This is a genomic window from Microbacterium sp. 22242 (assembly GCF_052045495.1).
In the GTDB taxonomy this organism is placed as follows: Bacteria; Actinomycetota; Actinomycetes; order Actinomycetales; family Microbacteriaceae; genus Microbacterium.
Genome location: NZ_JBQEOZ010000004.1, coordinates 139,495 through 165,843 on the forward strand (window position 1 = coordinate 139,495; position 26,349 = coordinate 165,843).

Consider the following 26,349-nt stretch of genomic DNA (forward strand, 5'->3'; position numbering starts at 1 on the left):
GGAGATCGCGGGCGCCGGCCCGAGGATCGCGGAGGAGACATTTCGTGCGTTTTGTATGGGCCGTCGTGGCCTTCGTGCTTGCGGCCGTGCTGATCGGGGCGGGCATCGCGCAGCGAACCGTCTTCCTCGGCCCGAAGGACGTCTCCGCAGAACTGACGGTCAAGGCGCCGCAGCACTACACCGTGATCGACTCTGCGGTGCTGCGTGCCCACCCCGGCGAGCAGAAGCTGGTCGCGCACGGCGACGGCACGATCTTCGTGGCACAGGCCCGCGACGCGGACCTGGACGCCTGGCTCTCCGACACCAGCTACAACCGCATCACGCTCGCGAAGGACGGGTCGACCCGGTCCGAGGTCGTCGAGCCGAAGACCACGGCGGACGGCGCGAAGGCGCAGAACCGGAACCCGGCGGGATCCGACCTGTGGCTGGACAGCGTCACCGACAAGAACACCCTGATCGACCAGATGCAGGTTCCGGAGGGCGTCAGCGTGCTGGTCGCCTCGGACGGCAAGACGGACGCGCCGAGCGACGTGGTCGTCTCCTGGCCGCTGGACAACGCCACGCCGTGGGCGGGCCCGCTCATGGTCGCCGGCGGCGTGTTCCTGCTGCTCGGACTGGTCCTGTACGTGCTCGCGATCCGGCACTCCCGTCGCGGACGCGGTCCGCGCCGCAAGGCGCCGCCGCCCCTGCCGGAGACCTCGCCGATCGACGTGCCCGAGCACGCCGAGATCGAGGGCACCAGGACGGAGGCGTCGCGGGGCGCCGCACCGGCGAGCGGCCCGAAGCGCACCTACGGCAACCGGCCAGGGGACGCCGCGGCCGAGCGCCGCGCAGTCCCGACACAGAGGCGCCGCGCCCTCCTGATCGTGCCGGCGGTGGGCGTCGCAGCGGCCCTGCTGAGCGGCTGCACCCCTGACGCCTGGCCGCATCCGGCCGTCACGGCCACGCCGACGCCGACGACCACCGAGGCGGCGGAGCACGGGCAGCAGGCGCCTGCCGTCACGCAGGCGCAGGCCTCCCGGATCCTGGAGAGCATCTCCGGCACGCTCGCCGACGCGGACAAGAAGCTCGACGTGGATCTCGCCGCCAGCCGACTGGACGGACCGGCCCTCGAAGCGCGCAAGACGGCGTACAAGGTGCGCGCCAGCGTCACCGATTTCGCGCTGCCCCCCGCGATCCCCGCCGACAAGATCCGGATCCTCGTGCCGCAGGCGTACGACTCCTGGCCGCGCACGGTCCTGATGCTCGTCGAGCACGGCACCGACCAGAAGGTGGCGCCGCTGATCATGACGATGACGCAGTCGGATCCGTGGTCGAACTACAAGATCTCCTACGTCGCCGAGATGCAGGCGGCCGCGAAGCTGCCGAACATGGCTCCGGCCTGGCTGGGCGCGAAGCTCACCCCGCCGGACTCGCCCTTCCTCGCCGTCGAGCCGAAGGACGTCGGCCGCGACTTCGCCGACGTGATCGACAAGGGCGACAAGAGCCCGTCGTACGCGACGTTCGACAAGACGGCGCTCGTCTTCGTGAAGTCCTTCCAGGACAGCCGAGCGGCACTCCTGAAGAAGCTCAAGGACGAGGGGACCGATCAGACCTCGACCCTCACATTCGCCGCGAGTGCGGGCACCGCGGCGCCGGTCTCGATGTCCGCGATCGACAGCGGCGCGGTCGTCGCGGTGACCATCCAGGACACGCAGACGTCGAAGCCGTCGGTTCCCGACGCGTCGATCATCAACGTGAAGCCGGACGGCACCGTCGTCTTCCCGGCGGGCAAGGCGCTCACCGGTGTCGACTCGTCGACCAAGGGCTTCGACACGGTGTACGGCGTCCAGTTGTTCTTCTCGGTCCCCGCCCAGGGATCGACCGACAAGGTGACACTGCTGGCAGTGTCTCAGCAGTTGCAGAGCGTTACGGAGATCAAGTGACCGAGATGTCCGCCGCCGCCCTCCGCGGCGCCGTCGACCTGTCCTCATTGCGCAACCGTCCGGCCGGTCCGGCTGCGGAAGCGCCTCGTCCCGACGGGCAGGTGACGCCGCTCGTCGTGGACGTCACCGACGCCACGTTCGGGCAGATCCTGGAGCTGTCCCGGACGGTCCCCGTCGTGGTGGACCTCTGGGCCGAGTGGTGCGGTCCGTGCAAGCAGCTCAGCCCGGTGCTGGAGAAGGTCGTCACGGAGCTCGCCGGGCGCATCGTGCTGGCGAAGGTCGATGTCGATGCGAATCCGCAGCTCGCCCAGGGGTTCCGCGCGCAGTCGATCCCGATGGTGGTGGCGCTCGTGGCCGGCCAGCCGGTGCCGCTGTTCACCGGCGCCGTGCCGGAGGAGGAGGTCCGCCAGGTGTTCGCGCAGCTGCTCGAGCTCGCCGCGCAGCACGGAGTGACGGGCACGGTCCCCGTGGGCGACGCCGATGGGGAGCCGGAGTCGCCGGCCGAGAAGCCGCTTCCGCCGCTGCATCAGGCCGCGTTCGACGCGATCGAGGCGGGCGACTACGCCGCGGCGATCGCGGCCTACGAGAAGGCGCTCGCGGAGAACCCGCGCGACGAGGACGCCAGGGCCGGCCTGGGCCAGGTGCGTCTGCTGCACCGCACGCAGGGCCTCGATCTGAACGAGGCGCGTGCGGCGGCCGCGGCGGCCCCCACGGACGTGCCGGCGCAGTTCGCGGTCGCGGATCTGGACATCGCCGGGGGTCATGTCGGCGACGCCTTCGACCGCCTCCTCGATCTGTTCTCCGCGGTCGAGCCGGACGAGCGGAGCGCTGTCAGGGAGCGCCTGGTCGAGCTTTTCGGGCTGGTCGGCGACGCGGACCCCCGCGTGATCGCGGCGCGCAAGCGGCTGGCGACGCTGCTGTTCTGACGCAGCACCGGAATAGGGCTTCGGAACATGCGGTTGAATCGAGGTGTGAGCCAACCCATCTCGATCGACATCTGGTCCGACATCGCCTGCCCGTGGTGCTACATCGGCAAGCGCAATCTCGAGGCGGGTCTCGCGGCCACCGCGGAGGACGAGGACGCCCCGCAGGTGACGATCACGTTCCACTCGTTCGAACTGTCGCCGGACACCCCCGTCGACTTCGAGGGCGACGAGGCCGACTTCCTGATGAACCACAAGGGCATGTCCCGCGCGCAGGTCGAGCAGATGCTGGAGCGCGTCACCGGCATCGCCAGGGGAGCGGGGCTCGAGTACCGCTTCGATCTGCTCCAGCACACCAACACCGTGAAGGCGCATGAGCTGCTGCATCACGCGAAGGCGCAGGGACGTCAGCACGAGATGGAGGAGCGGCTCATGTCCGCGTACTTCATCGAGGGTCGTCACGTCGGCCGGATCGACGACCTCGCAGACCTGGCGGAGGAGATCGGCCTGGACCGGGCCGGCGCGCACCAGGCCCTGAGCAGCGGGCGGCACCTGAACGACGTTCGTCAGGATCAGGCGCAGGCGCAGGCCTACGGCATCCAGGGCGTGCCGTTCTTCGTGATCGACGGGCAGTACGGCGTCAGCGGCGCCCAGCCTCCGGAGGCGTTCGCGAACGTGCTCCGCGAGCTGTGGGCGAAGCGCGGCGAGAGCGCGGAGATCGTCGAAGGCTGAGCACTCCGGGAGCCGCGCCGGAGCGTCTCAGCCGAGTGCGTCCTCGATCGCCGCGACGATCTCGGGATCGTCCGGCACCTGCTTCGGGCGGAAGCGGCGCACGGAGCCGTCCGGGCCGACCAGGAACTTCTCGAAGTTCCACTCCACCCTCCCGGCCTTGCCCCGGCCGTCCTCGGTCTGCGTGAGCGCCTTGTAGAGCTCGGCGGCGTTGCGGCCGTTGACCTTGACCTTGTCGGTGATCGGGAACGAGACGCCGTACGTCGTGGAGCAGAACTCGAGGATCTCGTCCATCGATCCGGGTTCCTGACCGAAGAACTGGTTGCACGGGAAACCGACCACGGTGAACCCCCGGTCGCCGAACTGGCGCTGCAGCTCCTCGAGCTGCGCGTATTGCGGGGTGAGGCCGCACTTCGAGGCGACGTTGACGACGAGCACCGGCCCGGTGCCGTAATCGTCGAGGGTGCGGGCGGTGCCTTCGGCGTCGAGGAACGGGATCTGGCGCAGCGCAGTGTCCGACATGTGCACAAGCCTAGGCGCGACGGGGATCCGGGGCTCGGGATCTGGGACAATGGAGACGATGACTCTCGCCCCCGCCTCCGTCCGCCCGCTGCAGATCGGCCCGCTGCGCATCGACGTCCCCGTCGTCCTCGCACCGATGGCCGGGATCACCAACACCGCGTTCCGGCGCCTCTGCCGCGAATACGGTGCCGGGCTGTACGTCAGCGAGATGATCACCTCGCGCGCCCTCGTCGAGCGCAACGCGATCACCATGCGGCTGATCCAGCATCACGAGAGCGAGACGCCGCGCTCGATCCAGCTCTACGGGGTGGATCCGGCCACGATCGCCGAGGCCGTGCGCATCATCGTCGCCGAGGATCGCGCCGACCACATCGACCTGAACTTCGGCTGCCCGGTGCCCAAGGTCACCCGCAAGGGCGGGGGAGCGGCGCTGCCCTGGAAGATCGGGCTGTTCGCCGAGATCGTGGACCGCGCCGTGAAGGCCGCCGGCGACGTGCCGCTCACGGTGAAGATGCGCAAGGGCATCAATCGCGACCACCTCACGTTCCTCGACGCCGGCCGCGCCGCGGAGGACGCAGGGGCCGCCGCCGTGGCGCTGCACGCCCGCACGGCCTCGGAGTACTACTCCGGCCACGCGGACTGGTCCGCGATCGGCGAGCTCAAGCAGGCCGTCACCTCGATCCCGGTGCTCGGCAACGGCGACATCTGGTCGGCAGACGACGCCGTGCGGATGATGGCGGAGACCGGCTGCGACGGCGTGGTGGTCGGGCGCGGCTGCCTCGGGCGGCCATGGCTGTTCGGCGAGCTGGCCGGGGCGTTCGGCGACGAGCGCTCCACGAAGGTCGACGCGACGCTCGGGTTCGTCAAGGAGGCCTTCCGGCGGCACGCCGAGCTGCTCGTCGAGTTCTTCGAGGACGAGGACCGCGGCTGCAAGGACATCCGCAAGCACGTCGCCTGGTATTTCAAGGGCTACCCGGTCGGCGGGGAGACCCGTGCGGCCCTCGCCCGGGTGTCCACCCTGCAGGAGATCGACGACCTCCTCGGCACGCTCGGCGACGCCCCGTACCCCGGCGCGCCGGCTGAGGGGCAGCGGGGCCGGGCCGGCACTCCCAAGCGGACCGCGCTTCCGGAGGGCTGGCTGAGCTCCCGCGAGGTCGCCGCGGACACCACCGACATGATGCGCGGCGCCGAGGTCGACAACAGTGGCGGCTGACCCTTCCCGGGCGGCCGGGCCGTCCGTGCCGGGCCGCCCCGGCGGCACCCCGCTCGCCGACGGCTACGGCGCTCACGACGCGGCCCGCTTCTTCGCCGAGACGCACCGCTCCGAGCGCGACGACTTCGCCCGCGATCGCGCGCGCGTGCTGCACTCCGCGGGACTGCGGCGCCTCGCCGCCAAGACGCAGGTGCTCAGCCCGGCGAGCACGGCCGACTTCGCCCGCAACCGGCTCACGCACTCCCTCGAGGTCGCCCAGGTCGGGCGCGAGCTCGCGGTCGCGCTCGGCGTCTCCGCCGACGTGGTCGACACGGCGTGCCTCAGCCACGACCTCGGTCACCCGCCGTTCGGACACAACGGCGAGCGGGCGCTCAACGAGTGGGCCGAGGACATCGGCGGCTTCGAGGGGAACGCGCAGTCGCTGCGGATCCTGACCCGGCTGGAGGCGAAGGTCCTCGACGACCAGGAGCGCTCGGTCGGGCTCAACCTCACCCGCGCGAGCCTGGACGCGACCTGCAAGTATCCGTGGACCTCGGACAGCCCGCTGCCCGACCCGGGCGGGCGGCTGAAGTTCGGCGTCTACCCCGATGACGAGGATGTGTTCCGCTGGATGCGCGAGGGCGCCCCTGGCCGGCTGCGCTGCATCGAGGCGGAGATCATGGACCTCTCCGACGACATCGCGTACTCGGTGCACGACTTCGAGGACGCGGTCGTGAACGGCTACCTCGACGTCGCCCAGCTGGCGGATCCGGCCGAGCACCACGCGCTCGTCGGCCGGGTCCAGCAGTGGGTGGGCTACGACTTCACCCGTGAGGACCTCGCCGACGCGCTGTACCGGCTCACCCGCCAGCCCATGTGGCTGAGCTCGTTCGACCGCTCCCGACGCGACCTCGCACGCCTGAAGAACCTCACCAGCGACATGATCGGCCGGTTCGCGCGGGCCGCGGTCTCCGCGACCCGCGAGGCCTATCCCGGCCCCACGCTCGCCCGGTACAGCGCCCACGTGGTCGTGCCGAAGGTCATCGAGGCCGAGATCGCGGTGCTGAAGGGCATCATGGGGCAGGCGATCGTCACGATCGACGCCCGCCGTGGCGTGTACAAGGAGCAGCGCCGGGTGCTGAAGCGCCTCGCGGACGCGCTGTGGTCGACCGACGCGCTGTGGACCGCCGGCGCCGACGTCTTGGAGCCGGCGTTCGCGGCCGACTTCCACGCGGCCGGATCCGATGCCGAGCGTGCCAGGGTGGTGGTGGACCAGGTGGCGAGCCTCACGGACCAGACCGCGGTCGACTGGCACAACCGACTGGTCGGCGACATCGACCCGGCCGAGGTCGGGATCTGGTCGCCGCGGCACGCCCGCCCCGGGGCCAGGACGCACGCGCCGCGGGCCGCAGAGGTGCGCTGATGCCGCGGATCCTGCAGGCCGACGTCGACGAGGTCAAATCGCGCACCAACATCGCGGACATCGTCGGCGAGCGCGTCTCGCTGAAGTCGGCCGGCGTGGGATCGATGAAGGGCCTGTGCCCGTTCCACGACGAGAAGAGCCCGAGCTTCCACGTCCGCCCGCAGGTCGGCTACTACCACTGCTTCGGCTGCGGCGCCTCGGGCGACGTGTACTCGTTCCTGCGCGAGATGGACCATGTCAGCTTCACCGAGGCGGTGGAGCGGCTCGCGGGGCGTGTCGGCTACACCCTGCACTACGAGGACGGCGGCCCTGCCCCGGAGACCAGCGGCCGCAGCCGGCTGTACGCCGCGAACACGGCGGCCGCGGAGTTCTTCCGAAGCCGGCTGCTCAGCCCCGAGGCCGAGTCCGCGCGCGCCTTCCTCGGCCAGCGCGGATTCGACGCCGGTGCCGCCGCGCACTTCGGCGTCGGCTACGCGCCGCGCGGCTGGGACGGCATGCTCAAGGCGCTCAGCGCGCAGGGCTTCAGCCGGGACGAGCTCACCGCCGCCGGGCTCGTCTCCACGGGCCAGCGCGGTGTGTACGACCGCTTCCGCGGCCGTGTCGTCTGGCCGATCCGCGATGTGACGGGGCAGACGATCGGTTTCGGTGCACGCAAGCTCTACGACGACGATCAGGGTCCGAAGTACCTGAACACGCCCGAGACGCCGATCTACAAGAAGGCGCAGGTGCTCTACGGCCTCGACCTCGCCAAGCGCGACATCTCGCGCGGCGATCCCAAGCGCGTGGTCGTGGTCGAGGGGTACACCGACGTGATGGCCTGCCACCTGGCGGGGGTCACCACGGCGATCGCCACCTGCGGGACGGCCTTCGGCGCCGAGCACATCAAGCTGCTGCGCCGGGTGATGGGTGACGACTCCGCGGCCGGCGAGGTCGTGTTCACGTTCGACGGCGACGAGGCGGGGCAGAAGGCGGCCCTGCGCGCGTTCACGGAGGACGACCGGTTCAACGCGCAGACCTTCGTCGCGGTCGCGCCGGACGGACTGGATCCCTGCGATCTGCGCCTGCAGCGCGGCGATGCGGCGGTGCGCGGGCTGATGACCACCAAGGTGCCGATGTTCGAGTTCGTGATCGACCGGAAGATCGGATCCTTCGACCTGGGCACGGCGGAGGGCCGGGTCGGCGCTCTGCGCGCCGCCGCGCCGATCGTCGCGGAGATCCGCGACGCCCTGCTGCGTCCGGAGTACGAGCGCATCCTCGCGCGCCGGCTGGGCATGGATCCGACCGACGTGCACTCCGAGGTGCGTCGTAATGAGCGACGCGAACGCCAGGGTGCGCCGGCGCCCGCCGCGCGCGCGACCGGCGTGGCCCAGGCCCCGCCGGGGGGAGAGGCGTCCCCGCTCGCCCTGGTCACGATCGGCGCACTGCCGCGCACGGGCGACGCGCATCTCGAGCGCGACGCGCTGATGGGCGCCCTGCAGTACGGGCACCAGCTGGACGCCGAGCTGCTGCAGCGCGCGGTCGGCATGCCGTTCACGGTGCCGGGGCTGGACGCGGTGCGCGAGGCGATCGCGCAGGTCACGGACCGGCAGCGGCCCGGCTGGGCGCTGCAGGCGGTGGACGCGGTGCGCGAACCGTACCGCTCGCTCGCGGGGGAGCTGCTGATGGCGGCGTTCCCGGCCAAGGACGAGGAGAGCGCCAAGCAGTCCTCCACGGGCCTGTGCCGGCGGCTCATCCTGCGGGGGCTCGATCGGGAGAAGAACGAGCTGCTGGGCGCGATCCAGCGTCTCCCCCCGGACTCCGACGGCGGGCGCGCCCTGCGCGTGCGTCTTCGGGACATCGACGTCGAGCGGCAGAAGTTCCTCGAGTCCTGACCTCGGCTGCGCCGGTTCAGGGCAGGATGGTCGTCATGGCGCGTGCAACGGAGGACGGATCGGCGGCGATCGTCTGCGAGGACATCGTGATCGACCGGATCGGGCATTCCGGTCCCACCAGGGCGATCGACGGCGTGACGTTCACCCTGCCCGCCGGTGAGCTGATGTGCATCGCAGGGGCGACCGGATCAGGCAAGTCGACGCTGGTGGGCGCGCTGGCCGGCGCCTCGGATCCGACGATCCGCGTCGTCGGGGGCTCTGCGACCGTCACCGGCGTCTCGGTGCGGCATCCGGGGCGCCGCCTGCGTGAGCTCACCTATCGCGCCGGCTACCTGCCGCAGAACGCGGGGGCGCTGCTCACGCCGCAGCTGACCGTCCAGGAGATCATCGCGGAGCCGATCCTGCAGCGCGAGCGGCGGGTGAACATGAAGGCGCTCGCCGTCCGCGTGGCGACGCTGCTCGACGAACTGCACCTCCCGCTGGGCCTCGCGGCGTCGTTCCCCTACGAGCTGAGCGCCGGCATGCGTCAGCGCGTCGCGATCGCCCGCTCACTCGTGCTGGATCCGAAGGTTCTCATCGCCGACGAGCCGCTCGCGAACCTCGACCTGGAGGTCCGCCCGGTCGTGTTCGACGCGATCACCCGGCGACGCAAGGGGAGCGGCATGGCGGCGCTGCTGGTGAGCAACGACGCCGCATTCGCCCGCGAGCTCGGGGCCGAGACCCTGATGATCCGCGACGGCAACGTCGTGGCCCGCGGGGCCGGCGCCGACCTGCTCTGGACTCCGGGGACGCAACCGGCGCACTGAGTCGCAGCCTGCCGGCCCGCCGCTCGCCTGCGCCGGGGACGACGAAGGCCCCGTCGATGACGGGGCCTTCGGGGGATCGCTCCCCGGCTTGGACTCGAACCAAGAACCTGCCGGTTAACAGCCGGCTGCTCTGCCAATTGAGCTACCGAGGAATGCTTCCCGCTGCGCGGGCAACTCGACAACTATAGCAAAGGTGGACCGCTCCGCTCACCACGGGCCGCCGCCCGGGCGCGTCGCCGGAAGGGTCCCGGAACGCCGAAGGGGCCCGCCGTGGCGAGCCCCTTCGAGGTGATCGGATCAGCGTGCGGCGCCCTTGAGGGAGCCGATGGTCTGCCCGGCCGGGTCGCTGACGATGCACTGTACGAGGCGGTCGTTCATCTTCTCCCAGGTGTCCTTCGTCGGCGTCATGTAGGACACGTCGAGGCTGGAGGCGTCGTAGGCGACGCCGATGAAGCTCGTGAACGCGTCCTCGGCGCACTTGTTCACCTCGGTGTCGATGACGCTGCTGTCGTACTCACCGTCCGCCAGCTTGAACTCGTAGTAGACCTCCTCGTCGTGCGGCTTGTCGCACGGCACGACGTCGGTCTCGCTGATCTGGGTTCCCGAGTCCTTGAGCTTGCAGTCGCCGACCTTCAGGTTGAAGATGTCGACGTTCGAACTCTGCGTGACCTTCCCGCTCTTGTCGTCACGCGGGGCGTCGCCGCCTCCGCCGAGTGCGCTGCTCAGCAGGCTGCACCCGCTGAGCCCGACGGCGAGGACGGCAGCGGAGCCGAGCACCGCCAGGCGGCGCAGGACCGTGCGCTCGTTCATGAGAATTCCCCCTCTGAAAGCTATGAATCCCCGCAGAATGCGGGACCGACTATGACCGTAGCGGGGTCGCCGGGGGATTCCAAACCGCCGGAAAATGCGCGCTCCACCGGGCCTGTTTCTGGCCCGAGTGGAACTTTTCGGGTCAGCCCTCGAGGTGATCGACGCCCGGCAGCCAGCTGACGCCGGGACGTCCCCAGCCGCGCTTGCGGGCGATCTTCTGCACCGTCTTCCAGTCGCCGTCGTCGAGGCGGTCGACGTACAGGATCCCGTCCAGGTGATCGAACTCGTGCTGCATGATGCGCGCACGCCAGCCGTCCACCTCGATGCGCACCTGGCGTCCCTCGAGGTCCGTGCCGAGCACGAGCACGCGCTCGGAGCGGCGCAGCGGGAACCGCTCCCCGGGGAAGGAGAGGCAGCCCTCCGATTCGAGATCGGGATCCGGAGCGCCCGGTTCGAGCGGCGCCATCCAGAGGACCGGGTTGATGATCTCGCCGCGCCACGGGTTCTCGTCGTCGTCCACGTAGGAGTAGACGTAGATCCGCAGGCCCACGCCGACCTGAGGAGCGGCGAGCCCGACGCCGGGAGCGACGTCCATGGTCTCGTGCATGTCCGCCACCAGGGTGCGGATCTCGTCGGTGATCTCATCGACCGGGTCGGCGGGGGAATGCAGGACGGGGTCGCCCATGATGCGAATCGGAAGCACTGCCACGCGTCAACCCTATCCGGGCGCAGAGGCCGGGTATGGTCGAAGAGTGCACGGGGACTTGACACGGATCATGGCGGGGAGCGTCGGCGAGCATCTCGCCGGCGTGTTCGGCAATCCCGGCCTGCTGCTGGGGATCCCGCTGGCACTCGCCGGCGCCGTGTTCATGTCGCTCGGTGCCCAGTACCAGCACCGCGGGGTGGAGAAGGTCGAGCGGCTGAGCGGGTCCGACGCCGACACCGGGCTGAGCTGGGCGCAGGTCAAGGGGCTGCTCACCCGTCCCTCCTGGATCGTCGGCACCCTCATGCTGGCCCTCGCCGTCGTCTGCCAGCTGGCCGCGCTCACCAAGGCTCCTCTGATCGTGGTGCAGCCGCTCGGAGCGATCGCGCTGGTCATCACGACCCTGCTGAACGCGCGGGTCAGCGGCGTCTCGCCGACCAAGCGATCGGTGGTGTCGATCGTCGCCTGCGTCGGCGGCATCTTCATCTTCGTGCTGTTCGCCGCGCTGTTCGCGGCCGAGCATCCGATCACCGAGATCCAGCTGTTCACGATCCTCACGATCCTGCTGCTCGTGATCATCCTGCTCGGCACCTGCTGGCTCATCCTGCGCCGGCGCATGCGTGCGCTGTTCTACGTGACCGGCGCGGGCATCCTGTACGGCTTCGTGGCGACGCTGGCTAAGGTCGTCATCACGCGCATCCAGTACAGCCAGTTCGACTGGCTCACCCTGGTCTGCGTGATCGCACTGGTCGCCGCCGCCGCGGCGGGCGCCTACTTCGTGCAGACGGCGTACGGCTCCGGCCCGCCCGACCTGGTCATCGCCGGGCTCACCGTCGTCGACCCCATGGTCGCGGTGCTGATCGGCCTGCTGGTGCTCGAGGAGGGATCCGCCGCGCCGACCTGGGTCTTCTTCGCGTTCGGGGTCTCCGGCGTCATCGCCGGCTGGGGCGTGGTGTCGCTGGCTCGCTACCACCCGCAGGTGATGAGCGAGAGCCAGGAGCTGCCGATCACCCGGGGCGGCTCCGGAGGGGCCGCGCATCCCGCTCAGTCCGGCGGAACGGCCCGGTCCGGGCAACCGCCGGCGCGCGACGAACCGCGCGAGGAAAACGAACCGCCGGCAGAGGAAGGTCCGTCCGCGCCCGGCGACGCGCACTGGCCGGAATGGCCGTCGAACGTCGCGCCCTTCCGCCGTGACGATCCGGCCGGCCCGGCAGCACGCCGGGACGCGGACGGACACGGCGGAGCGGCCGGACGCGCCCGCTGACGACCGCTCCGGGCGTGGAGCGCGGATTCAGCGCGCGCAGCGCTCAGTAGTCGATGTCGATGAGGTCCGGAGCGACCTCGGCGGCTGCGGCCTCGTCCACGAAGAACACGGTGCGCTTGCGCCCCTTCGCGCCCGCGGCGGGCACGTTCTCGTAGTTCGCGCCCGCGAGGGCCAGCCCCAGAGCAGAGGCCTTCTCGGCACCGGTGAGCACCATCCAGACGCGCTTGGACCCGTTGATCACCGGCCGGGTCAGGGTGATCCGCTCCGGGGGCGGCTTGGGGGAGTTGCGCACCGGGAGCACCGCCGCATCCGTCACGGTGATCTCCGGACGGTCCGGGAACAGTGACGCGATGTGGCCGTCCGGTCCCACGCCCAGGAAGCACACCGCGAACGACGGCCAGGCGAGACCACGCTCGCCGTAGCGGGCCAGCTCGGCCGCATAGGCGCGAGCGCCGTCGTCCAGGCTCAGTCCCTCGTCGCTCGCCGCCATCTCATGGATGTTCTCCGCGGGCACCGGGATCCGGTCCAGCAGGGCCGCCCGCGCCTGTCCGGCGTTGCGGTCCGGATCTCCGGCGGGCACGAACCGCTCGTCGCCCCACCAGAAGTGCACCAGCGACCAGTCGACGTCGGCCGTGCGGGGATCCTCGGCGACGGCGCGCAGGACCGCCGACCCCATGCTGCCGCCGGTGAGGGCGATGTGCGCGAGTCTGCCGTCGCGGATCCGGGCCTGCACGCGCACCAGGAAACGGTCCGCGACCGTGCTGGCGAGGGCTGCCGGATCCGCGCCGACGACGACGCGCTTCAGGGGGTCGGCGGCCATGTCAGGCGACCGGTTCCGGGGCGGAGAGCTGCTGGAAGCCCTCGGTGATGACGCGTCCGTAGAGCAGGTCCGGGTCGAGCCGGCGGAGCTCCTCGGCGAGGCACTCGCGCAGCGTGCGGCGCGGCAGGTGCAGCTCGTGGTCGGGCTGCCCGGGCTGCGTGAGGACGGCGGACCCGGGGACCGGCCGCTCCAGCAGGATGTCGCCGTCCGCCCTGGTCAGGCGCACGGACTTGATGCCGTGCTCCCAGTTCGCCGGCGCCTCGTACGCCCAGCGGACAGGCACGTCGAGCGCGAGCCCCAGCCAGCTGGCCAGCAGCGCGGTGGACGGCGACGCCGCGGCTCCGCGCACCTCGACGGCGGTGACCTCGTCGAACGGCGGCTGGTCGAGCACGGCGGCGAGCTGCTCGCGCCAGTGCGTGAGACGGGTCCAGGCGAGGTCGGTGTCGCCGGGCACGTGCGTGCGGCCGAGCACCTCGAGCTGGGCGCGCACGTCGACCGCGGTCGCGGCGTCGGTGATCCGGCGCTGCGCGATGCGGCCGAGCGGCGACTCCGCCGGCGCCTCGGGAGCCTCGCTCGGCCACCAGACCACGACGGGCGCGTCGGGCAGGAGCAGGCCGGTGACCAGGCTCTCCTCGTTGCTCGCGGCGTCGCCGTAGGCGTGCAGCACGACGACCTCGCTCGCGCCGGCGTCACCGCCGACGCGGATCTGCGCGTCGAGCCTCGGCTCGCCCTCGCTCGTCGTCAGCACGATGACGCGCATCGGATGCTCGCGAGAGGCGTCGTTGGCGGCGTCGATCGCCGCCTCGACGGAGTCGTCGGGGGACGCGATGATCAGGGTCAGCACGCGGCCGAGGGCGACGACGCCGCCCTCCTCGCGCGCCTTGACGAGGTTCTTCGCGACCTGACTGGTCGTGGTGTCGGGCAGGTCGATGATCACGGGCGCCTCCAGACACGTCCGTCGCGGGCGAGCAGGGCGTCGGCCGATGCCGGGCCCCAGGATCCGGGGGCGTACTGCTCCAACGGCGCGTCCTGCGCCGCCCAGTACTGCTCCACGGGGTCGAGGATCTTCCAGGAGAGCTCGACCTCCTCGTGGCGCGGGAACAGCGGCGGATCGCCGAGCAGCACGTCCAGGATGAGCCGCTCGTACGCCTCGGGGCTCGCCTCGGTGAAGGCGTGCCCGTAGCCGAAGTCCATGGTCACGTCGCGCACGTTGCTGCCGCTGCCGGGAACCTTGGAGCCGAACCGGATCGTGACGCCCTCGTCGGGCTGCACGCGGATCACGAGGGCGTTCTGGCCGAGCTCCGAGGTCTGTCCGCTGCCGAACAGGTGCTCCGGGGCGCGCTTGAAGACGACGGCGATCTCGGTGACACGACGGCCGAGCCGCTTGCCGGTGCGGAGGTAGAACGGCACATCCGCCCAGCGCCGGGTGTTGATCTCGAGCTTGACGGCGGCGTAGGTCTCCGTGGTCGAGGCGGGATCCATCCCCTCCTCGTCCAGGAAGCCGGTGACCTGCTCGCCGCCCTGCCACCCGCCCGCGTACTGGCCGCGTGCGGTCGCGAGGGAGAGATCGTCGGGCAGCGCGACCGCGGCGAGCACCTTCTCCTTCTCGGCGCGCAGATGCGCGGCGGAGAGGCTGATCGGCTCCTCCATCGCGGTCAGCGCGAGCAGTTGCAGCAGGTGGTTCTGGATGACATCCCTGGCTGCGCCGATGCCGTCGTAGTAGCCGGCGCGACCGCCCACGCCGATGTCCTCGGCCATGGTGATCTGCACGTGGTCGACGTAGTTGCGGTTCCAGATCGGCTCGTACAGCTCGTTCGCGAAGCGCAGCGCGAGGATGTTCTGCACCGTCTCCTTGCCGAGGTAGTGGTCGATCCGGAAGATCGAGTCGGCGGGGAACGTGCCCTCCAGCGCATCGTTGAGCGCGCGAGCCGACGCGAGGTCGTGACCGAACGGCTTCTCGATCACGACGCGGCGCCAGTGGTCGGAGTCCGCACGGCCGTCGACCAGGCCGGAGTCGCGCAGCTGCTGCGCGACGAGCGGGAACTGCTTCGGCGGGATCGAGAGGTAGTACGCGTGGTTGCCCATGGTGCCGCGTTCCACATCGAGCTTCTCGACGGTCTCCCGCAGGCGCCGGAACGCCTCGGGGTCGCCGAACTCTCCGGAGACGAACCGGATGCCCTGCAGCAGCTGCGCCCACGTCTCCTCGCGGAACGGGGTGCGCGCGTGCTGCTTGACGGCGTCGTAGACGACCTGGGCGAAGTCCTGGTCCTCCCAGTCGCGGCGAGCGAAGCCGACCAGGGCGAAGCCCGGGGGCAGCAGGCCGCGGTTGGCGAGGTCGTAGACGGCGGGCATGAGCTTCTTGCGCGACAGGTCGCCGGTGACGCCGAAGATCACCAGGGCGCTGGGCCCTGCGATCCGGTTCAGCCGACGGTCGTCGGGATCGCGCAGCGGATTGTGTCCGCGAGAGACGGGAACGGTCATCTGTGGGGGATTCTCCTGGATACGGGGGAGCAGGCCGCGGCTATTGCGCGGCCTCGAACAGTTCGAGCACGTCGTCCTGAGGCTCGGTGATCGTGAGCGTCACGACGGGGCGGCCGTGGTCGGCGAGCACACCGGCGTCGCCGGCCGCCTGCGCCTCGATGAGCTGACCGAAGGTGAACGGGCGTCCCGGGATCTCGAGGTCCACGTCGTCGCGTTCGGTGATCTGCAGGAACACGCCCTGCGCGGGACCGCCCTTGTGGTACTGACCGGTCGAGTGCAGGAAGCGGGGTCCCCAGCCGAACGTGGTGGGACGGCCGGAGTCCGCGGCGACGAGTTCGCGGAGGCCCTGCAGCTGCGGCATCTCGAGCCGGTTCACGTACGCCTGGATGGCGACGTAGCCGTCTTCCGGGAGCCGGGCCCAGAGCGCGTCCAGCACGCCGGCGATGCTGCCGGAGGCGACCAGCTCGGGGTCCGAGGCGCGCACCTCGACGCCGTCCTGCACGAACGCGGCAGGGGCGGCCTCGGGACGGGCGTCGAGCAGGCCGCGCGTCGCGACCTTCGCCGACTCCACGTCGGGCTGGTCGAACGGGTCGATGCCGAGCAGGTGCCCGGCGATCGCGGTCGCGTACTCCCAGACCAGGAACTGCGCGCCGAGCGTGCCGCTGACCAGGATCTCGCCGGGGTGGCGCTCGCGCAGATGGAACTCTTCCGCGTCGTCGACGAGCCGCACCAGCTGCAGGTCGGCGGGCACGTCCTCCACCTCCGGCGACACCGGCAGCAGGACCACGGGCAGGATCCCGGTGCCGCTCTTGCCGGTGGACTCCGCGATGAGCTGCTCGATCCAGTCCGGCAGCCCCACGATGTGGGTCCCGTCGGTGATGAGTCCGAGCTTGTCGCGCCGCGGGCCGTCGAAGCTCTGCCGGGTCGCGGCGATGGCCGCGCCGAGGCGCAGGGCGGGGTTCTCGGCGGAGTCGATCGCGACCTCCAGGAGCGAGGCCTCCGCCTCGTCCAGCAGCTCGGAGATGTCGACCCCCGCGAGGCCAGAGGGCACCAGGCCGAACGCGGTGAGGGCGGAGTAGCGTCCGCCCACGTTCGGATCGGCGTTGAACACCCGGTAGCCGGCGGCGCGCGCCGACTCGTCGAGCGGTGAGCCGGGGTCGGTCACCACGACGATGCGGGTGACCGGGTCGATCCCCACGTCGCGGAACGCGGCCTCGAAGGTGCGCCGCTGCGAGTCGGTCTCGACGGTCGATCCGGACTTCGACGACACCACGAGGACCGTGTCGGCCAGCCCGGCGTCGATCGCCGCGAGGACCTGGCCCGGCGCGGTGGAGTCGAGGATCGTGACGTCGATCCCGGCCGTCTGCGCGATGACCTCGGGCGCGAGCGAGGATCCGCCCATGCCCGCCAGCACCACGCGCGTGACGCCCTGGGCGCGGAGCTCGTCGCGCAGCGCCAGGATCTCCGGCACCAGAGGGCGCGACACCGAGACGGCGTCGACCCAGCCGAGGCGCCGGGAGGCCTCGGCCTCCGCGGCGTCGCCCCAGACGGTCGGGTCGGCGTTGGTGATCCGGGAGGCGATCAGGTCGCCGACGAGGCCGGGGACGACCTCGTCGATCGCGGCCTTCGGCGCCCCCGACGTGTGGATCCGGAAGCTCATCGCTGGGCGTCCAGGCCCGCCCGAACCTTCGTGAGCAGCTCGTGCCAGGAGTCGATGAACTTGGCGACGCCCTCGTCCTCGAGCACCTGGGTGACATCGGCGAAGTCGACGCCCACGGACTCGAGGTCCGCGAACACGGCGCGGGACTCCTCGTACGCACCCGTGACCGTGTCGCCGGCGATGACGCCGTGGTCGAACGTGGCCTCGAGGGTCTTCTCCGGCATCGTGTTCACGACGTCCGCGGCGACGAGCTCGGTCACGTAGAGGGTGTCGGGCAGAGCGGGGTCCTTGACGCCCGTGGAGGCCCAGAGCGGACGCTGGCGGTTCGCGCCGGCGTCGAGGAGCGCCTTCGCGCGGTCCCCGCTGAAGGTCTGCTCGTAGAGCTCGTAGGCGAGACGCGCGTTCGCGAGGCCGGCCTTGCTCTTGAGGGCCGCGGCCTCGTCGGTGCCGATCGCCGCGAGGCGCTTGTCGGTCTCGGTGTCGACCCGCGACACGAAGAACGAGGCGACCGAGCGGATCGTGGACAGGTCGATGCCGGCAGCCTTGGCCTGCTCGAGGCCGGAGAGGTAGGCGTCGATGACCTCGGCGTAGCGCTCGAGGCTGAAGATCAGCGTCACGTTCACGCTGATCCCCTCCGCGATCGCTGCGGTGATCGCGGGCAGGCCCGCCTTGGTGGCGGGGATCTTCACGAGCAGGTTGGGACGGTCGACCTTGGCCCACAGCTCCTTGGCCTGGGCGATGGTGCCGTCGGTGTCGTGGGCGAGGTCGGGGGAGACCTCGATCGACACGCGGCCGTCCACGTGGCCGGTCTCCTCCCACACGGGGCGGAACACGTCCAGGGCGTCCCGGACGTCCTGGGTGGTGGCCTCGAAGATGGCCTCCTCGGCAGAGGCCCCGCGGGCGGCGAGCTCGGCGACCTGTCCGTCGTAGGACGTGTCGTCCGGGTTCGTGATCGCGTTCGCGAAGATCGTCGGGTTGGTGGTCACGCCGACGACGTTGCGGTTCGCGATGAGGTCAGCGAGGTTGCCCGAGGTGATCCGGGTGCGGGAGAGGTCGTCCAACCAGATGCTGACTCCGGCGGCGGCGAGGGCTTCGGTGGGGGTGGTCATGAGTTCTCCTTCAGAGTCTCGTGGGCCGCCTGCACGACGGCCTCGGCGGTGATGCCGAACTTCTGGAACAGCGTCTTGTAGTCGGCGGAGGCGCCGAAGTGGTCGATCGCGACCGTCCGGCCGGTGGAGCCGACGATCCCCTCCCAGGTAAGCCGGGATCCGGCCTCGACCGAGACGCGGGCGCGGATCGCGGACGGCAGCACCTGCTCGCGGTACTCCGCGCTCTGCTCGGCGAACCATTCCAGGGACGGCGCGGAAACGACGCGCGCGTTCACCCCTTCGGCGGCGAGGGTCTCGCGCGCGGCGACCGCGAGCTGGACCTCGGAGCCGGTCGCGATGAGGATCACGTCCGGGGTGCCGTTCGGCGCCTCGGCGAGGATGTAGGCGCCCTTGACCGCGTTCTCGGCGGAGGCGAGCGTCTCACCCGATGCCTCGCCGTCGCCCCGCTCGAACACCGGGATGTTCTGGCGGGTCAGGGCGATGCCGGTCGGGCCGGCGTGCCGGCGGAGGATCTCCAGCCACGCGACCGAGGTCTCGTTCGCGTCGGCCGGGCGCACGATCGTGAAGTTCGGGATCGCGCGGAGCGTCGCGAGCTGCTCGATCGGCTGGTGGGTGGGGCCGTCCTCGCCGAGGGCGACCGAGTCGTGCGTCCACACGAACACGCTCGGGATGTTCATCAGGGCCGAGAGGCGCACTGCGGGCCGCATGTAGTCGCTGAAGATCAGGAACGTGCCGCCGAACGGGCGGGTCGGGCCGTGCAGCACGATGCCGTTGACGATCGCACCCATGGCGTGCTCGCGGATCCCGAAGTGGAGCACCCGTCCGTACGGGTTGCCGCTCCACTCGTGGGTCGACCACTGCTCGGGGATGAACGAGGCCGCGTCCTTGATCGTGGTCAGGTTGGACTCGGCGAGGTCGGCCGATCCGCCCCACAGCTCGGGAAGCTCGGCGGCGAGGGCGTTGATGACCTGGCCGGACGCGGCGCGGGTGGAGACGTCCTTGCCCGGCTCGAACACGGGGAGTGCGTCGGCGATGCCGTCGGGCAGCTGCTGCGCCTCGAGGCGGTCCAGCAGCGCCTTGCGCTCGGGGTTGGCGGTCGCCCAGGCGTCGAAGGACTCCTGCCACGCGGCGCGGGCCTCGGCGGCCCGCTCGCCCAGGGCGCGGGTGTGCGCGAGGATGTCGTCGGCCACGACGAAGTGCTGCTCCGGGTCGAACCCGAGCACGCGCTTGGTGGCGGCGAGCTCGTCGGCGCCGAGAGCAGAGCCGTGGATCTTGCCGCTGTTCTGCTTGCCGGGGGACGGCCAGCCGATGATCGTGCGGAGGATGATCAGCGACGGCTTGTCCGTCACGCCCTTCGCGGCCTCGATCGCGGCGTACAGCTCGGCGACGTCCTCGACGTATTCGCCGGTCTTCTTCCAGTCGACGACCTGCACGTCCCAGTCGTACGCGCGATAGCGCGCCGCGACGTCTTCGGTGAAGGCGACGTTGGTGTCGTCCTCGATGGAGATCTGGTTCGAGTCGTAGATCGCGATGAGGTTGCCGAGCTGCTGGTGGCCGGCGAGCGATCCCGCCTCGCTGGTGATGCCCTCCTGCAGGTCGCCGTCTCCGGCGATCACATAGACGAAGTGGTCGAACGGGCTCGTGCCCGCGGCGGCGTCCGGATCGAACAGGCCGCGCTCGTAGCGCGAGGCGTACGCGAAGCCGACCGCGGAGGCCAGTCCCTGTCCGAGCGGGCCGGTGGTGATCTCCACGCCCTTGGTGTGGCCGTACTCCGGGTGGCCGGGGGTGAGCGAGCCCCAGGTGCGCAGCGACTCGAGGTCCTCGAGCTCGAGCCCGAAGCCGCCGAGATAGAGCTGCACGTACTGCGTGAGGGACGAGTGCCCGGCGGACAGGATGAAGCGGTCGCGCCCCAGCCAGTGCGTGTCGGCCGGATCGTGCCGCAGCACCCGCTGGTACAGCAGATACGCGGCCGGCGCCAGGCTCATCGCGGTGCCGGGGTGGCCGTTACCGACCTTCTCCACAGCATCCGCCGCCAGGATCCTGGCGGTGTCCACCGCACGTCGATCGATCTCATCCCACTGCAGTTCCGACACTCCAGAGCCCTTTCCAAGACGGTGAGCGCCCCGTGACTGCGCGTCAACCGCGACTTCACGGAAGGCGTAGCACGAACGGGCGCGCGAGTGGTTTCAGCATAGTGCGGTCGGCAACGGGCGTGTCCGGTCACGAGCAAGTGTTTCACTCCGTTCCGCCCCGTGTTTCCGGGGTGTTTCGGGGGACGATCCCCTGGCCGGATCTGGCGCGCCGTGTGACGTAGGATGAAGGTGTTCCCGTGTGCGCATGAAGGAGGCGGTCAGCATCGCGACCACCATCGAGTCCCCGGCGGCGGAGCGCTCCCTGAAGCGGACCATCAAGGCCTACGTCGAGCTGACCAAGCCGCGTGTGCTGGAGCTCCTGCTCGTCTCCACCGTCCCCGTGATGTTCCTCGCGCAGCACGGCCTGCCGAACCTGTGGCTGGTCGCCGCGACCGTCATCGGCGGTGCGATGAGCGCGGGATCCGCCGCGTCGTTCAACATGTACATCGATCGCGACATCGATGCGCACATGCACCGCACCGAGAACAGGCCGCTGGTCACCGGCGAGGTCACGCCGCGCGGCGCGCTGATCTTCTCCTGGACCCTCGCCGTGCTCTCGACCGTGTGGCTGTGGCTGACCACGAACTGGCTCGCGGCGACGCTCTCGGCCGGCGCCATCTTCTTCTACGTGGTGATCTACACGCTGATCCTGAAGCGCCGCACCGAGCAGAACATCATCTGGGGCGGGATCGCCGGATGCTTCCCGGTGCTGATCGGCTGGGCCGCGGTCACCGGATCCCTGGACTGGCCGGCGTTCGTGCTCTTCGTGCTGGTGTTCCTGTGGACCCCGGCGCACTACTGGCCGCTGTCGATGAAGTACAAGGACGACTACGAGGACGTGGACGTGCCGATGCTCGGCGTGACGCGTTCCGCGTCCCAGGTGGGCCTGCAGGTGATCCTGTACGCGTGGGCGACCCTCGCCTGCTCGCTGCTGCTGATCCCGGTCGCCGGCATGGGGCTGGTCTACTCGGTGTCGGCGGCGGTGTTCGGCGGCTGGTTCGTGTACGAGTCGCACCGCCTGTACGCGCAGGCGGTGAAGGGAGCGCCGGCCAAGCCGATGCGCGTCTTCCACGCGTCCATCACCTATCTGACGCTGGTCTTCCTGGCGATCGCGGTCGATCCGCTGCTGCCGTTCTGAGTCGCTCCGCGATCGGACAGACGAAAGGCGCCCGCGATGCGGGCGCCTTTCGTCGATGCGGGCTCAGCGAGCGCTGACCGCGTCGGCGGGCTCGGCGGCGTCGTCCTGAGCCGCCTCGGAGTCGGCCTGAGCCGCCTCGGCGCCGTCCGGTGCGATCTCCTGCGCGGTCGCAGGCGCATCGAGCGCGCCCTCCGGATCGGAGAGGCCGAGGACCGCGGCACCGTCCGCCACCGCGGTGGCGGGGGCGGCGGCCGCGGCGCCCGCCGTGGTCGGGATCAGCGCGGACGCGGCGGCCAGGGCGAGCGTCAGCAGGACGCCGAGGGCGCCCGCGCCGACCAGGGCCGCGCCGACCACGATCCAGGACTGCCCGCCGTACACCTCCAGCCCGGTGGCGCTGCCGTCGCCGAGGGTCTTGGTCATCGTGCCGAGGTGCTGGCTGATCAGGATCGCTCCGGCGGCGGCGAGTCCGACCGAGGCGACGAGGAGGATCCAGAAGGGGATGCTGCGGGTCAGGGGGGATTTCATGGTTCCAGCGTTCCCGTCCCACCCGTGCGGAACCTCTGTGCCGGCTATGAGCCGCATATGTCCGAGCGGGCGGAGACGGCGAAGGCTTCTCCGGCGAGGACGCCGGAGGTCGTCATCGCGCCGCGACGCTCAGGCCGCGACGCCCGTCTTCGCGCCCGCGGGACGCTTCAGGTTCAGCACGAGCGCCGTGCAGATGGCGACGAGGATCGCCGCGAGCACCATGTGCACCCCCACGGCAAGCGGGGGGAGCGCATTGCGCGCCTGGTACAGGCCCACGCCGATCTGCACGAGCTCGGCCGCCAGCAGCGCGGTCGCCCAGCCGCGGATCGACGTCAGCCGGCGCACGATCGCGATCACCAGCACGGCGAGGGTCAGCGCGAACAGGGTGTAGGCGGGCCAGGAGTGCACATGCTCGAGCACGGTCGCGTCGAAGCCGTTGCGCAGGGTCACCGCCGGATCGCCCGAGTGCGGCCCCGCTCCGGTGGTCAGCACGCCGAACAGGACCGTGAGCGCCAGCGCGAACGAGGTGATGCGCGTGAGGATCGCGACGGCCTTGGGCACCGCGCGCTCGCGCGCCCCGCGAGGCCGGTCCATCCGCACCAGGAAGGCCGCGGAGACCGCCACCAGCACGAGCGAGACGAGGTAGTGGAACGCGACCATGTTCGGGTGCAGGCGGAAGATCACCAGGATCCCGCCCACCACGCCTTGCAGCAGCACGCCGCCGAACACGATCCAGGCCATGGTCCAGAGGTCCTTGCGCTGCGTGCGGAGCCGGATGAGCAGCACGAGGACGAGCACGGCGGCCAGGCCGACGAAGAAGCTCAGCCCGCGGTTGCCGAACTCGATCAGGGAGTGGTAGCTCTGCTGCCGGGTGGGGAACAGCGAGTCGGGGGTGCACAGCGGCCACTCGCAGCCCAGCCCCGAGTCGGTCAGCCGCACCGCGCCGCCGGTGCCGACGATCGCGACCTCGAGCACGAACGACACCCAGGCGAGGATGCGGACACGCCCGTCGATGCGATCCGGCAACCATTCATGGACTCGGCCCAGGAATCCGGGGCGAGTGCGGGGCGCTGGCGGGGTCGCGGTATCGGGCATGGCTCCTCCGGGACCCTCCCGTCGGGGCCTGGGCGGCCCGGATGTCGGAGGGAACCTGTAGAATCGTGGGTGTTGGCGATGGTCGCGAGAGCGCGGGAAGCCTCCCGCTCAGGGCTCTGCCATCGATGACACAGTTTAGGCGCGAAGGCTATGCGTCCATGATGAGGGCCCAGAGCGGCACACGTTCCCTGCAGACTCGGCGGGATCGACGGTGTGCCGGGGCGGATGAACCGTTACGGCCCAAGAGGAGAGTGTGATGTCGGATGTGCTGATCGACCGCCCGGAGCTGGATGGCCTGGGGGTGTACGAATTCGGCTGGCACGACACGGATGCCGCCGGTGCGACTGCGCGACGCGGTCTGTCCGAGGACGTGGTGCGCGGGATCTCCGCGCTCAAGAACGAGCCGGAATGGATGCTGAAGACCCGCCTCAAGGGGCTGCAGCTCTTCGGCCGCAAGCCGATGCCGACCTGGGGCGCCGACCTCAGCGAGATCGACTTCGACAACATCAAGTACTTCGTGCGCTCCACGGAGAAGCAGGCGCAGAGCTGGGAGGACCTCCCGGAGGACATCCGCGAGACGTACGAGCGCCTGGGCATCCCCGAGGCCGAGCGCCAGCGCCTGGTCGCCGGCGTCGCCGCGCAGTACGAGTCCGAGGTCGTCTACCACCAGATCCGCGAGGACCTGGAGCAGCAGGGCGTCATCTTCATGGACACCGACACCGCGCTGCGCGAGCACCCCGAGTTCTTCGAGGAGTACTTCGGCACCGTGATCCCGGCCGGCGACAACAAGTTCGCCGCCCTGAACACCGCGGTGTGGTCCGGCGGATCGTTCGTGTACGTGCCGAAGGGCGTGCACGTGGAGATCCCGCTGCAGGCCTACTTCCGGATCAACACCGAGAACATGGGCCAGTTCGAGCGCACGCTGATCATCGCCGATGAGGACAGCTACGTGCACTACATCGAGGGCTGCACCGCCCCGATCTACAAGAGCGACTCGCTGCACTCCGCAGTCGTCGAGATCATCGTCAAGAAGAACGCCCGCGTGCGCTACACGACGATCCAGAACTGGTCGAACAACGTCTACAACCTGGTCACCAAGCGGGCGGTCGCCCACGAGGGCGCGACCATGGAGTGGGTGGACGGCAACATCGGCTCCAAGGTCACGATGAAGTACCCGTCGATCTACCTGATGGGCGAGCACGCCAAGGGCGAGACGCTCTCGGTCGCCTTCGCCGGCCCCGGCCAGCACCAGGACGCGGGCGCGAAGATGATCCACATGGCGCCGTACACGCAGTCCTCGATCGTCTCGAAGTCGATCGCCCGCGGGGGCGGCCGCGCCGGCTACCGCGGCGAGGTGCGGGTGGACGCGAACGCGCACCACTCCGCCAACACCGTGCGCTGCGACGCCCTGCTGGTGGACACCAAGTCCCGCTCCGACACGTACCCCGCGATCGACATCCGGGTGGACGACGTGCAGCTCGGCCACGAGGCCACGGTCTCGAAGGTCAGCGAGGAGCAGCTGTTCTACCTGCAGTCCCGCGGGATGCCGGAGGACGAGGCGATGGCGATGATCGTGCGCGGCTTCATCGAGCCGATCGCGCGGGAGCTGCCGATGGAGTACGCGATGGAACTGAACAAGCTCATCGAGATGGGCATGGAAGGATCGGTCGGCTGAGATGACGGCCCCCACGACAGCGCCCGCGGTGGCGCAGGACACGCACGCCCATGTGGACCCCGCGGCACAGGTCGCGGACGCCGGGAAGACCGTTCCCGTGCAGACCCGCTCGGAGCGCCCGCACTCGTTCGATCCGGCCGACTTCGGCGCCCCCACCGGGCGCGAGGTCAACTGGAAGCACACCCCGGTCGCGCAGCTGAAGGGGCTGCTCGCCGACGAGCCCGGCGACGACTCCGCCCTGTCGATCGACCTGGACGCCGTCGAGGCGTACCTGGTGCCGGACGGCGACGGCCACGGCGAGTTCTTCCGTCCGGAGGATCTGCCCAGCGCCCTGGCCTGGAAGCACGCCCCGCGCGGCCTGCACCTCCGGATCGGACAGGGCGACGAGATCGACGGACCGATCGTGCTCCGCATCGACGGCAGGGACGCCGGCAAGCGCGCCTTCGGCCAGATCCTCATCGAGGCGATGCCGAACTCCCGGGCCACGGTGCTGCTCGACCACCACGGCTCGGCGCAGTATGCGCAGAACGTGGAGATCATCGCCCGCGACGGCGCCCGCCTCACCGTGGTGAGCGTGCAGCGCTGGGCCGACGACGCGATCCACGCGGCCGCGCACCAGGCCCGCGTCGACAAGGACGCCGCGCTCACGCACTTCGTGGTGAGCTTCGGCGGAGGCCTGGTCCGGGTGAACCCGAACGTCGAGCTCGCCGGCGCCGGCTCCGAGGCACGGCTGTACGGCCTGTCCTACGCGGACGCCGGACAGCACCTGGAGAGCCAGGTCTACCTGCACCACAAGGGCGCGCACACCACCGGCGACGTGCTCTACAAGGGCGCGCTGCAGGGCGAGGGCGCGCACAGCGTCTGGGTCGGCGACGTCCTGATCGGCCCCGACGCCACCGGCACGGACTCCTACGAGGCGAACCGCAACCTGGTGCTCACCGAGGGCGCCCGCGCCGACTCGATCCCGAACCTCGAGATCGAGACCGGGGACATCCTCGGCGCCGGTCACGCGAGCGCGACCGGGCGCTTCGACGACGAGCAGCTGTTCTACCTGCAGGCCCGCGGCATCGACGAGGAGGAGGCGCGACGCCTGGTCGTGCTCGGCTTCCTCAGCGACATCGTGCAGCGCCTGGGAGTGCCCTCGCTCGAGCAGGAGCTCCTCCAGGCGATCGAGGCCGAGCTGGCGGCGGTGAACGCGTGACCGCGCAGCGCGCCTGCGCGGTCAGCGAGCTGCAGGAGGACACCCCGCTGCGGGTCGAGCTGGACGGCGTGCCGATGGCCGTCGTGCTCGACTCGGACGGCGAGATCCACGCGATCGGGGACATCTGCACGCACGGCGACATCTCGCTGTCCGAGGGATTCGTCGAGGGCAAGACGCTGGAGTGCTGGGCGCACGGCTCGGCGTTCTCGCTGTGCTCGGGCAAGCCGCTCAACCTGCCGGCCTACGAGCCGGTCCCGGTCTACGTCGTCGAGATCGACGGAGACGACGTCCTCATCGACCCCACCGTCACGAAGGACGTGACGGGCCTCTGAGCCCCGCGTCCGC

23 protein-coding genes and 1 tRNA gene are annotated in these 26,349 nt (G+C 70.6%); 12 read left to right on the forward strand and 12 right to left on the reverse strand.

Features of this window, described 5'->3' with window-relative positions:
- Positions 1-44 precede the first annotated feature (44 nt).
- The 3 genes from ACTJJZ_RS05605 to ACTJJZ_RS05615 are packed head-to-tail and all read left to right on the forward strand — an operon-like array spanning position 45 to position 3,580.
- On the forward strand, positions 45-1,925 hold the full coding sequence (locus tag ACTJJZ_RS05605) for a glycosyl transferase (protein ID WP_440720197.1): 1,881 nt from the start codon (positions 45-47) through the stop codon (positions 1,923-1,925).
- A gap of 5 nt (positions 1,926-1,930) precedes the next feature.
- Complete coding sequence (locus tag ACTJJZ_RS05610) at positions 1,931-2,851, forward strand: tetratricopeptide repeat protein (RefSeq protein ID WP_440720384.1); 921 nt, start codon at positions 1,931-1,933, stop codon at positions 2,849-2,851.
- A 45-nt stretch (positions 2,852-2,896) separates the two neighbouring features.
- Complete coding sequence (locus ACTJJZ_RS05615) at positions 2,897-3,580, forward strand: DsbA family oxidoreductase (protein ID WP_440720198.1); 684 nt, start codon at positions 2,897-2,899, stop codon at positions 3,578-3,580.
- A 27-nt stretch (positions 3,581-3,607) separates the two neighbouring features.
- On the opposite strand, the gene ACTJJZ_RS05620 is transcribed toward ACTJJZ_RS05615, so the two are convergent.
- Positions 3,608-4,099 carry a glutathione peroxidase gene (locus tag ACTJJZ_RS05620; RefSeq protein WP_440720199.1) on the reverse strand — a complete coding sequence of 164 codons (492 nt, stop codon included), beginning with the start codon at positions 4,097-4,099 and terminating at the stop codon, positions 3,608-3,610.
- 58 nt (positions 4,100-4,157) lie between these two features.
- On the opposite strand from ACTJJZ_RS05620, the gene dusB reads away from it, so the two are divergent.
- Genes dusB through ACTJJZ_RS05640 form a run of 4 tightly spaced genes read left to right on the forward strand, consistent with a single transcriptional unit; the run spans position 4,158 to position 9,391 of the window.
- A complete protein-coding gene (gene dusB, locus ACTJJZ_RS05625; protein ID WP_440720200.1) occupies positions 4,158-5,312 on the forward strand; it encodes a tRNA dihydrouridine synthase DusB in 1,155 nt (384 codons plus the stop codon).
- A gap of 25 nt (positions 5,313-5,337) precedes the next feature.
- Positions 5,338-6,714: a deoxyguanosinetriphosphate triphosphohydrolase gene (locus ACTJJZ_RS05630; protein WP_440720385.1), complete on the forward strand. Its 1,377-nt coding sequence runs from the start codon at positions 5,338-5,340 to the stop codon at positions 6,712-6,714.
- Positions 6,714-8,585 carry a DNA primase gene (dnaG, locus tag ACTJJZ_RS05635; protein ID WP_440720201.1) on the forward strand — a complete coding sequence of 624 codons (1,872 nt, stop codon included), beginning with the start codon at positions 6,714-6,716 and terminating at the stop codon, positions 8,583-8,585. The genes ACTJJZ_RS05630 and dnaG overlap by 1 nt, the downstream gene beginning before the upstream one ends.
- Before the next feature lie 35 nt (positions 8,586-8,620).
- Complete coding sequence (locus ACTJJZ_RS05640) at positions 8,621-9,391, forward strand: ATP-binding cassette domain-containing protein (protein ID WP_440720202.1); 771 nt, start codon at positions 8,621-8,623, stop codon at positions 9,389-9,391.
- A 79-nt stretch (positions 9,392-9,470) separates the two neighbouring features.
- Here ACTJJZ_RS05640 and ACTJJZ_RS05645 read toward each other — a convergent pair.
- The 3 genes from ACTJJZ_RS05645 to def all read right to left on the reverse strand — a co-directional run bounded on the left by ACTJJZ_RS05645 (position 9,471) and on the right by def (position 10,910).
- Positions 9,471-9,543 (reverse strand) — tRNA-Asn (locus tag ACTJJZ_RS05645).
- Between the two features lie 145 nt (positions 9,544-9,688).
- Positions 9,689-10,201: a septum formation family protein gene (locus tag ACTJJZ_RS05650; RefSeq protein ID WP_440720203.1), complete on the reverse strand. Its 513-nt coding sequence runs from the start codon at positions 10,199-10,201 to the stop codon at positions 9,689-9,691.
- Positions 10,202-10,343: 142 nt separating this feature from the next.
- Positions 10,344-10,910, reverse strand: coding sequence for a peptide deformylase (def, locus tag ACTJJZ_RS05655; RefSeq protein WP_440720204.1), 567 nt, complete (start codon positions 10,908-10,910; stop codon positions 10,344-10,346).
- A gap of 67 nt (positions 10,911-10,977) precedes the next feature.
- Between def and ACTJJZ_RS05660 the strand changes: the two genes are divergently transcribed.
- On the forward strand, positions 10,978-12,168 hold the full coding sequence (locus ACTJJZ_RS05660; RefSeq protein WP_440720205.1) for a DMT family transporter: 1,191 nt from the start codon (positions 10,978-10,980) through the stop codon (positions 12,166-12,168).
- Between the two features lie 43 nt (positions 12,169-12,211).
- Here the strand turns inward: ACTJJZ_RS05660 and pgl are convergent, their stop codons facing one another.
- The 6 genes from pgl to tkt are packed head-to-tail and all read right to left on the reverse strand — an operon-like array spanning position 12,212 to position 20,331.
- The gene (gene pgl, locus ACTJJZ_RS05665; protein ID WP_440720206.1) at positions 12,212-12,988 is read right to left on the reverse strand and encodes a 6-phosphogluconolactonase; all 777 of its coding nucleotides are present in this window, start codon (positions 12,986-12,988) and stop codon (positions 12,212-12,214) included.
- 1 nt (position 12,989) lies between these two features.
- Positions 12,990-13,925 carry a glucose-6-phosphate dehydrogenase assembly protein OpcA gene (locus ACTJJZ_RS05670; RefSeq protein WP_440720207.1) on the reverse strand — a complete coding sequence of 312 codons (936 nt, stop codon included), beginning with the start codon at positions 13,923-13,925 and terminating at the stop codon, positions 12,990-12,992.
- Positions 13,922-15,469 carry a glucose-6-phosphate dehydrogenase gene (gene zwf, locus ACTJJZ_RS05675; protein ID WP_440720208.1) on the reverse strand — a complete coding sequence of 516 codons (1,548 nt, stop codon included), beginning with the start codon at positions 15,467-15,469 and terminating at the stop codon, positions 13,922-13,924. The genes ACTJJZ_RS05670 and zwf overlap by 4 nt, the downstream gene beginning before the upstream one ends.
- 40 nt (positions 15,470-15,509) lie before the next feature.
- Positions 15,510-17,129 (reverse strand): glucose-6-phosphate isomerase, encoded by a 1,620-nt coding sequence (locus ACTJJZ_RS05680; RefSeq protein WP_440720209.1) that lies wholly within the window; start codon positions 17,127-17,129, stop codon positions 15,510-15,512.
- Complete coding sequence (tal, locus tag ACTJJZ_RS05685) at positions 17,126-18,238, reverse strand: transaldolase (protein WP_440720210.1); 1,113 nt, start codon at positions 18,236-18,238, stop codon at positions 17,126-17,128. The genes ACTJJZ_RS05680 and tal overlap by 4 nt, the downstream gene beginning before the upstream one ends.
- On the reverse strand, positions 18,235-20,331 hold the full coding sequence (gene tkt / locus ACTJJZ_RS05690; RefSeq protein WP_440720211.1) for a transketolase: 2,097 nt from the start codon (positions 20,329-20,331) through the stop codon (positions 18,235-18,237). The genes tal and tkt overlap by 4 nt, the downstream gene beginning before the upstream one ends.
- A gap of 244 nt (positions 20,332-20,575) precedes the next feature.
- On the opposite strand from tkt, the gene ACTJJZ_RS05695 reads away from it, so the two are divergent.
- Positions 20,576-21,508 carry a heme o synthase gene (locus ACTJJZ_RS05695; RefSeq protein ID WP_440720212.1) on the forward strand — a complete coding sequence of 311 codons (933 nt, stop codon included), beginning with the start codon at positions 20,576-20,578 and terminating at the stop codon, positions 21,506-21,508.
- A gap of 63 nt (positions 21,509-21,571) precedes the next feature.
- Here the strand turns inward: ACTJJZ_RS05695 and ACTJJZ_RS05700 are convergent, their stop codons facing one another.
- Together ACTJJZ_RS05700 and ACTJJZ_RS05705 are read right to left on the reverse strand one after the other, a co-directional pair.
- On the reverse strand, positions 21,572-22,033 hold the full coding sequence (locus ACTJJZ_RS05700) for a hypothetical protein (protein WP_440720213.1): 462 nt from the start codon (positions 22,031-22,033) through the stop codon (positions 21,572-21,574).
- A gap of 129 nt (positions 22,034-22,162) precedes the next feature.
- Positions 22,163-23,059 carry a COX15/CtaA family protein gene (locus ACTJJZ_RS05705; protein WP_440720214.1) on the reverse strand — a complete coding sequence of 299 codons (897 nt, stop codon included), beginning with the start codon at positions 23,057-23,059 and terminating at the stop codon, positions 22,163-22,165.
- Between the two features lie 325 nt (positions 23,060-23,384).
- On the opposite strand from ACTJJZ_RS05705, the gene sufB reads away from it, so the two are divergent.
- Genes sufB through ACTJJZ_RS05720 form a run of 3 tightly spaced genes read left to right on the forward strand, consistent with a single transcriptional unit; the run spans position 23,385 to position 26,336 of the window.
- Positions 23,385-24,803 carry a Fe-S cluster assembly protein SufB gene (gene sufB / locus ACTJJZ_RS05710; protein WP_440720215.1) on the forward strand — a complete coding sequence of 473 codons (1,419 nt, stop codon included), beginning with the start codon at positions 23,385-23,387 and terminating at the stop codon, positions 24,801-24,803.
- Between the two features lies 1 nt (position 24,804).
- The gene (gene sufD, locus ACTJJZ_RS05715) at positions 24,805-26,004 is read left to right on the forward strand and encodes a Fe-S cluster assembly protein SufD (RefSeq protein WP_440720216.1); all 1,200 of its coding nucleotides are present in this window, start codon (positions 24,805-24,807) and stop codon (positions 26,002-26,004) included.
- Positions 26,001-26,336, forward strand: coding sequence for a non-heme iron oxygenase ferredoxin subunit (locus ACTJJZ_RS05720; RefSeq protein WP_440720217.1), 336 nt, complete (start codon positions 26,001-26,003; stop codon positions 26,334-26,336). Before sufD ends, ACTJJZ_RS05720 begins: the two co-directional genes overlap by 4 nt.
- Positions 26,337-26,349: the final 13 nt, after the last annotated feature.

Excerpts from the sequence above, each read along its gene's own strand:
- ACTJJZ_RS05610 (WP_440720384.1), top strand. The coding sequence starts at position 1,931 with ATGTCCGCCGCCGCCCTCCGCGGCGCCGTCGACCTGTCCTCATTGCGC.
- ACTJJZ_RS05620 (WP_440720199.1), bottom strand. The coding sequence starts at position 4,099 with ATGTCGGACACTGCGCTGCGCCAGATCCCGTTCCTCGACGCCGAAGGC.
- dusB (WP_440720200.1), top strand. The coding sequence starts at position 4,158 with ATGACTCTCGCCCCCGCCTCCGTCCGCCCGCTGCAGATCGGCCCGCTG.
- dnaG (WP_440720201.1), top strand. The coding sequence starts at position 6,714 with ATGCCGCGGATCCTGCAGGCCGACGTCGACGAGGTCAAATCGCGCACC.
- ACTJJZ_RS05640 (WP_440720202.1), top strand. The coding sequence starts at position 8,621 with ATGGCGCGTGCAACGGAGGACGGATCGGCGGCGATCGTCTGCGAGGAC.
- ACTJJZ_RS05650 (WP_440720203.1), bottom strand. The coding sequence starts at position 10,201 with ATGAACGAGCGCACGGTCCTGCGCCGCCTGGCGGTGCTCGGCTCCGCT.
- ACTJJZ_RS05660 (WP_440720205.1), top strand. The coding sequence starts at position 10,978 with ATGGCGGGGAGCGTCGGCGAGCATCTCGCCGGCGTGTTCGGCAATCCC.
- pgl (WP_440720206.1), bottom strand. The coding sequence starts at position 12,988 with ATGGCCGCCGACCCCCTGAAGCGCGTCGTCGTCGGCGCGGATCCGGCA.
- zwf (WP_440720208.1), bottom strand. The coding sequence starts at position 15,469 with ATGACCGTTCCCGTCTCTCGCGGACACAATCCGCTGCGCGATCCCGAC.
- ACTJJZ_RS05680 (WP_440720209.1), bottom strand. The coding sequence starts at position 17,129 with ATGAGCTTCCGGATCCACACGTCGGGGGCGCCGAAGGCCGCGATCGAC.
- tal (WP_440720210.1), bottom strand. The coding sequence starts at position 18,238 with ATGACCACCCCCACCGAAGCCCTCGCCGCCGCCGGAGTCAGCATCTGG.
- ACTJJZ_RS05695 (WP_440720212.1), top strand. The coding sequence starts at position 20,576 with ATGAAGGAGGCGGTCAGCATCGCGACCACCATCGAGTCCCCGGCGGCG.
- ACTJJZ_RS05700 (WP_440720213.1), bottom strand. The coding sequence starts at position 22,033 with ATGAAATCCCCCCTGACCCGCAGCATCCCCTTCTGGATCCTCCTCGTC.
- sufB (WP_440720215.1), top strand. The coding sequence starts at position 23,385 with ATGTCGGATGTGCTGATCGACCGCCCGGAGCTGGATGGCCTGGGGGTG.
- sufD (WP_440720216.1), top strand. The coding sequence starts at position 24,805 with ATGACGGCCCCCACGACAGCGCCCGCGGTGGCGCAGGACACGCACGCC.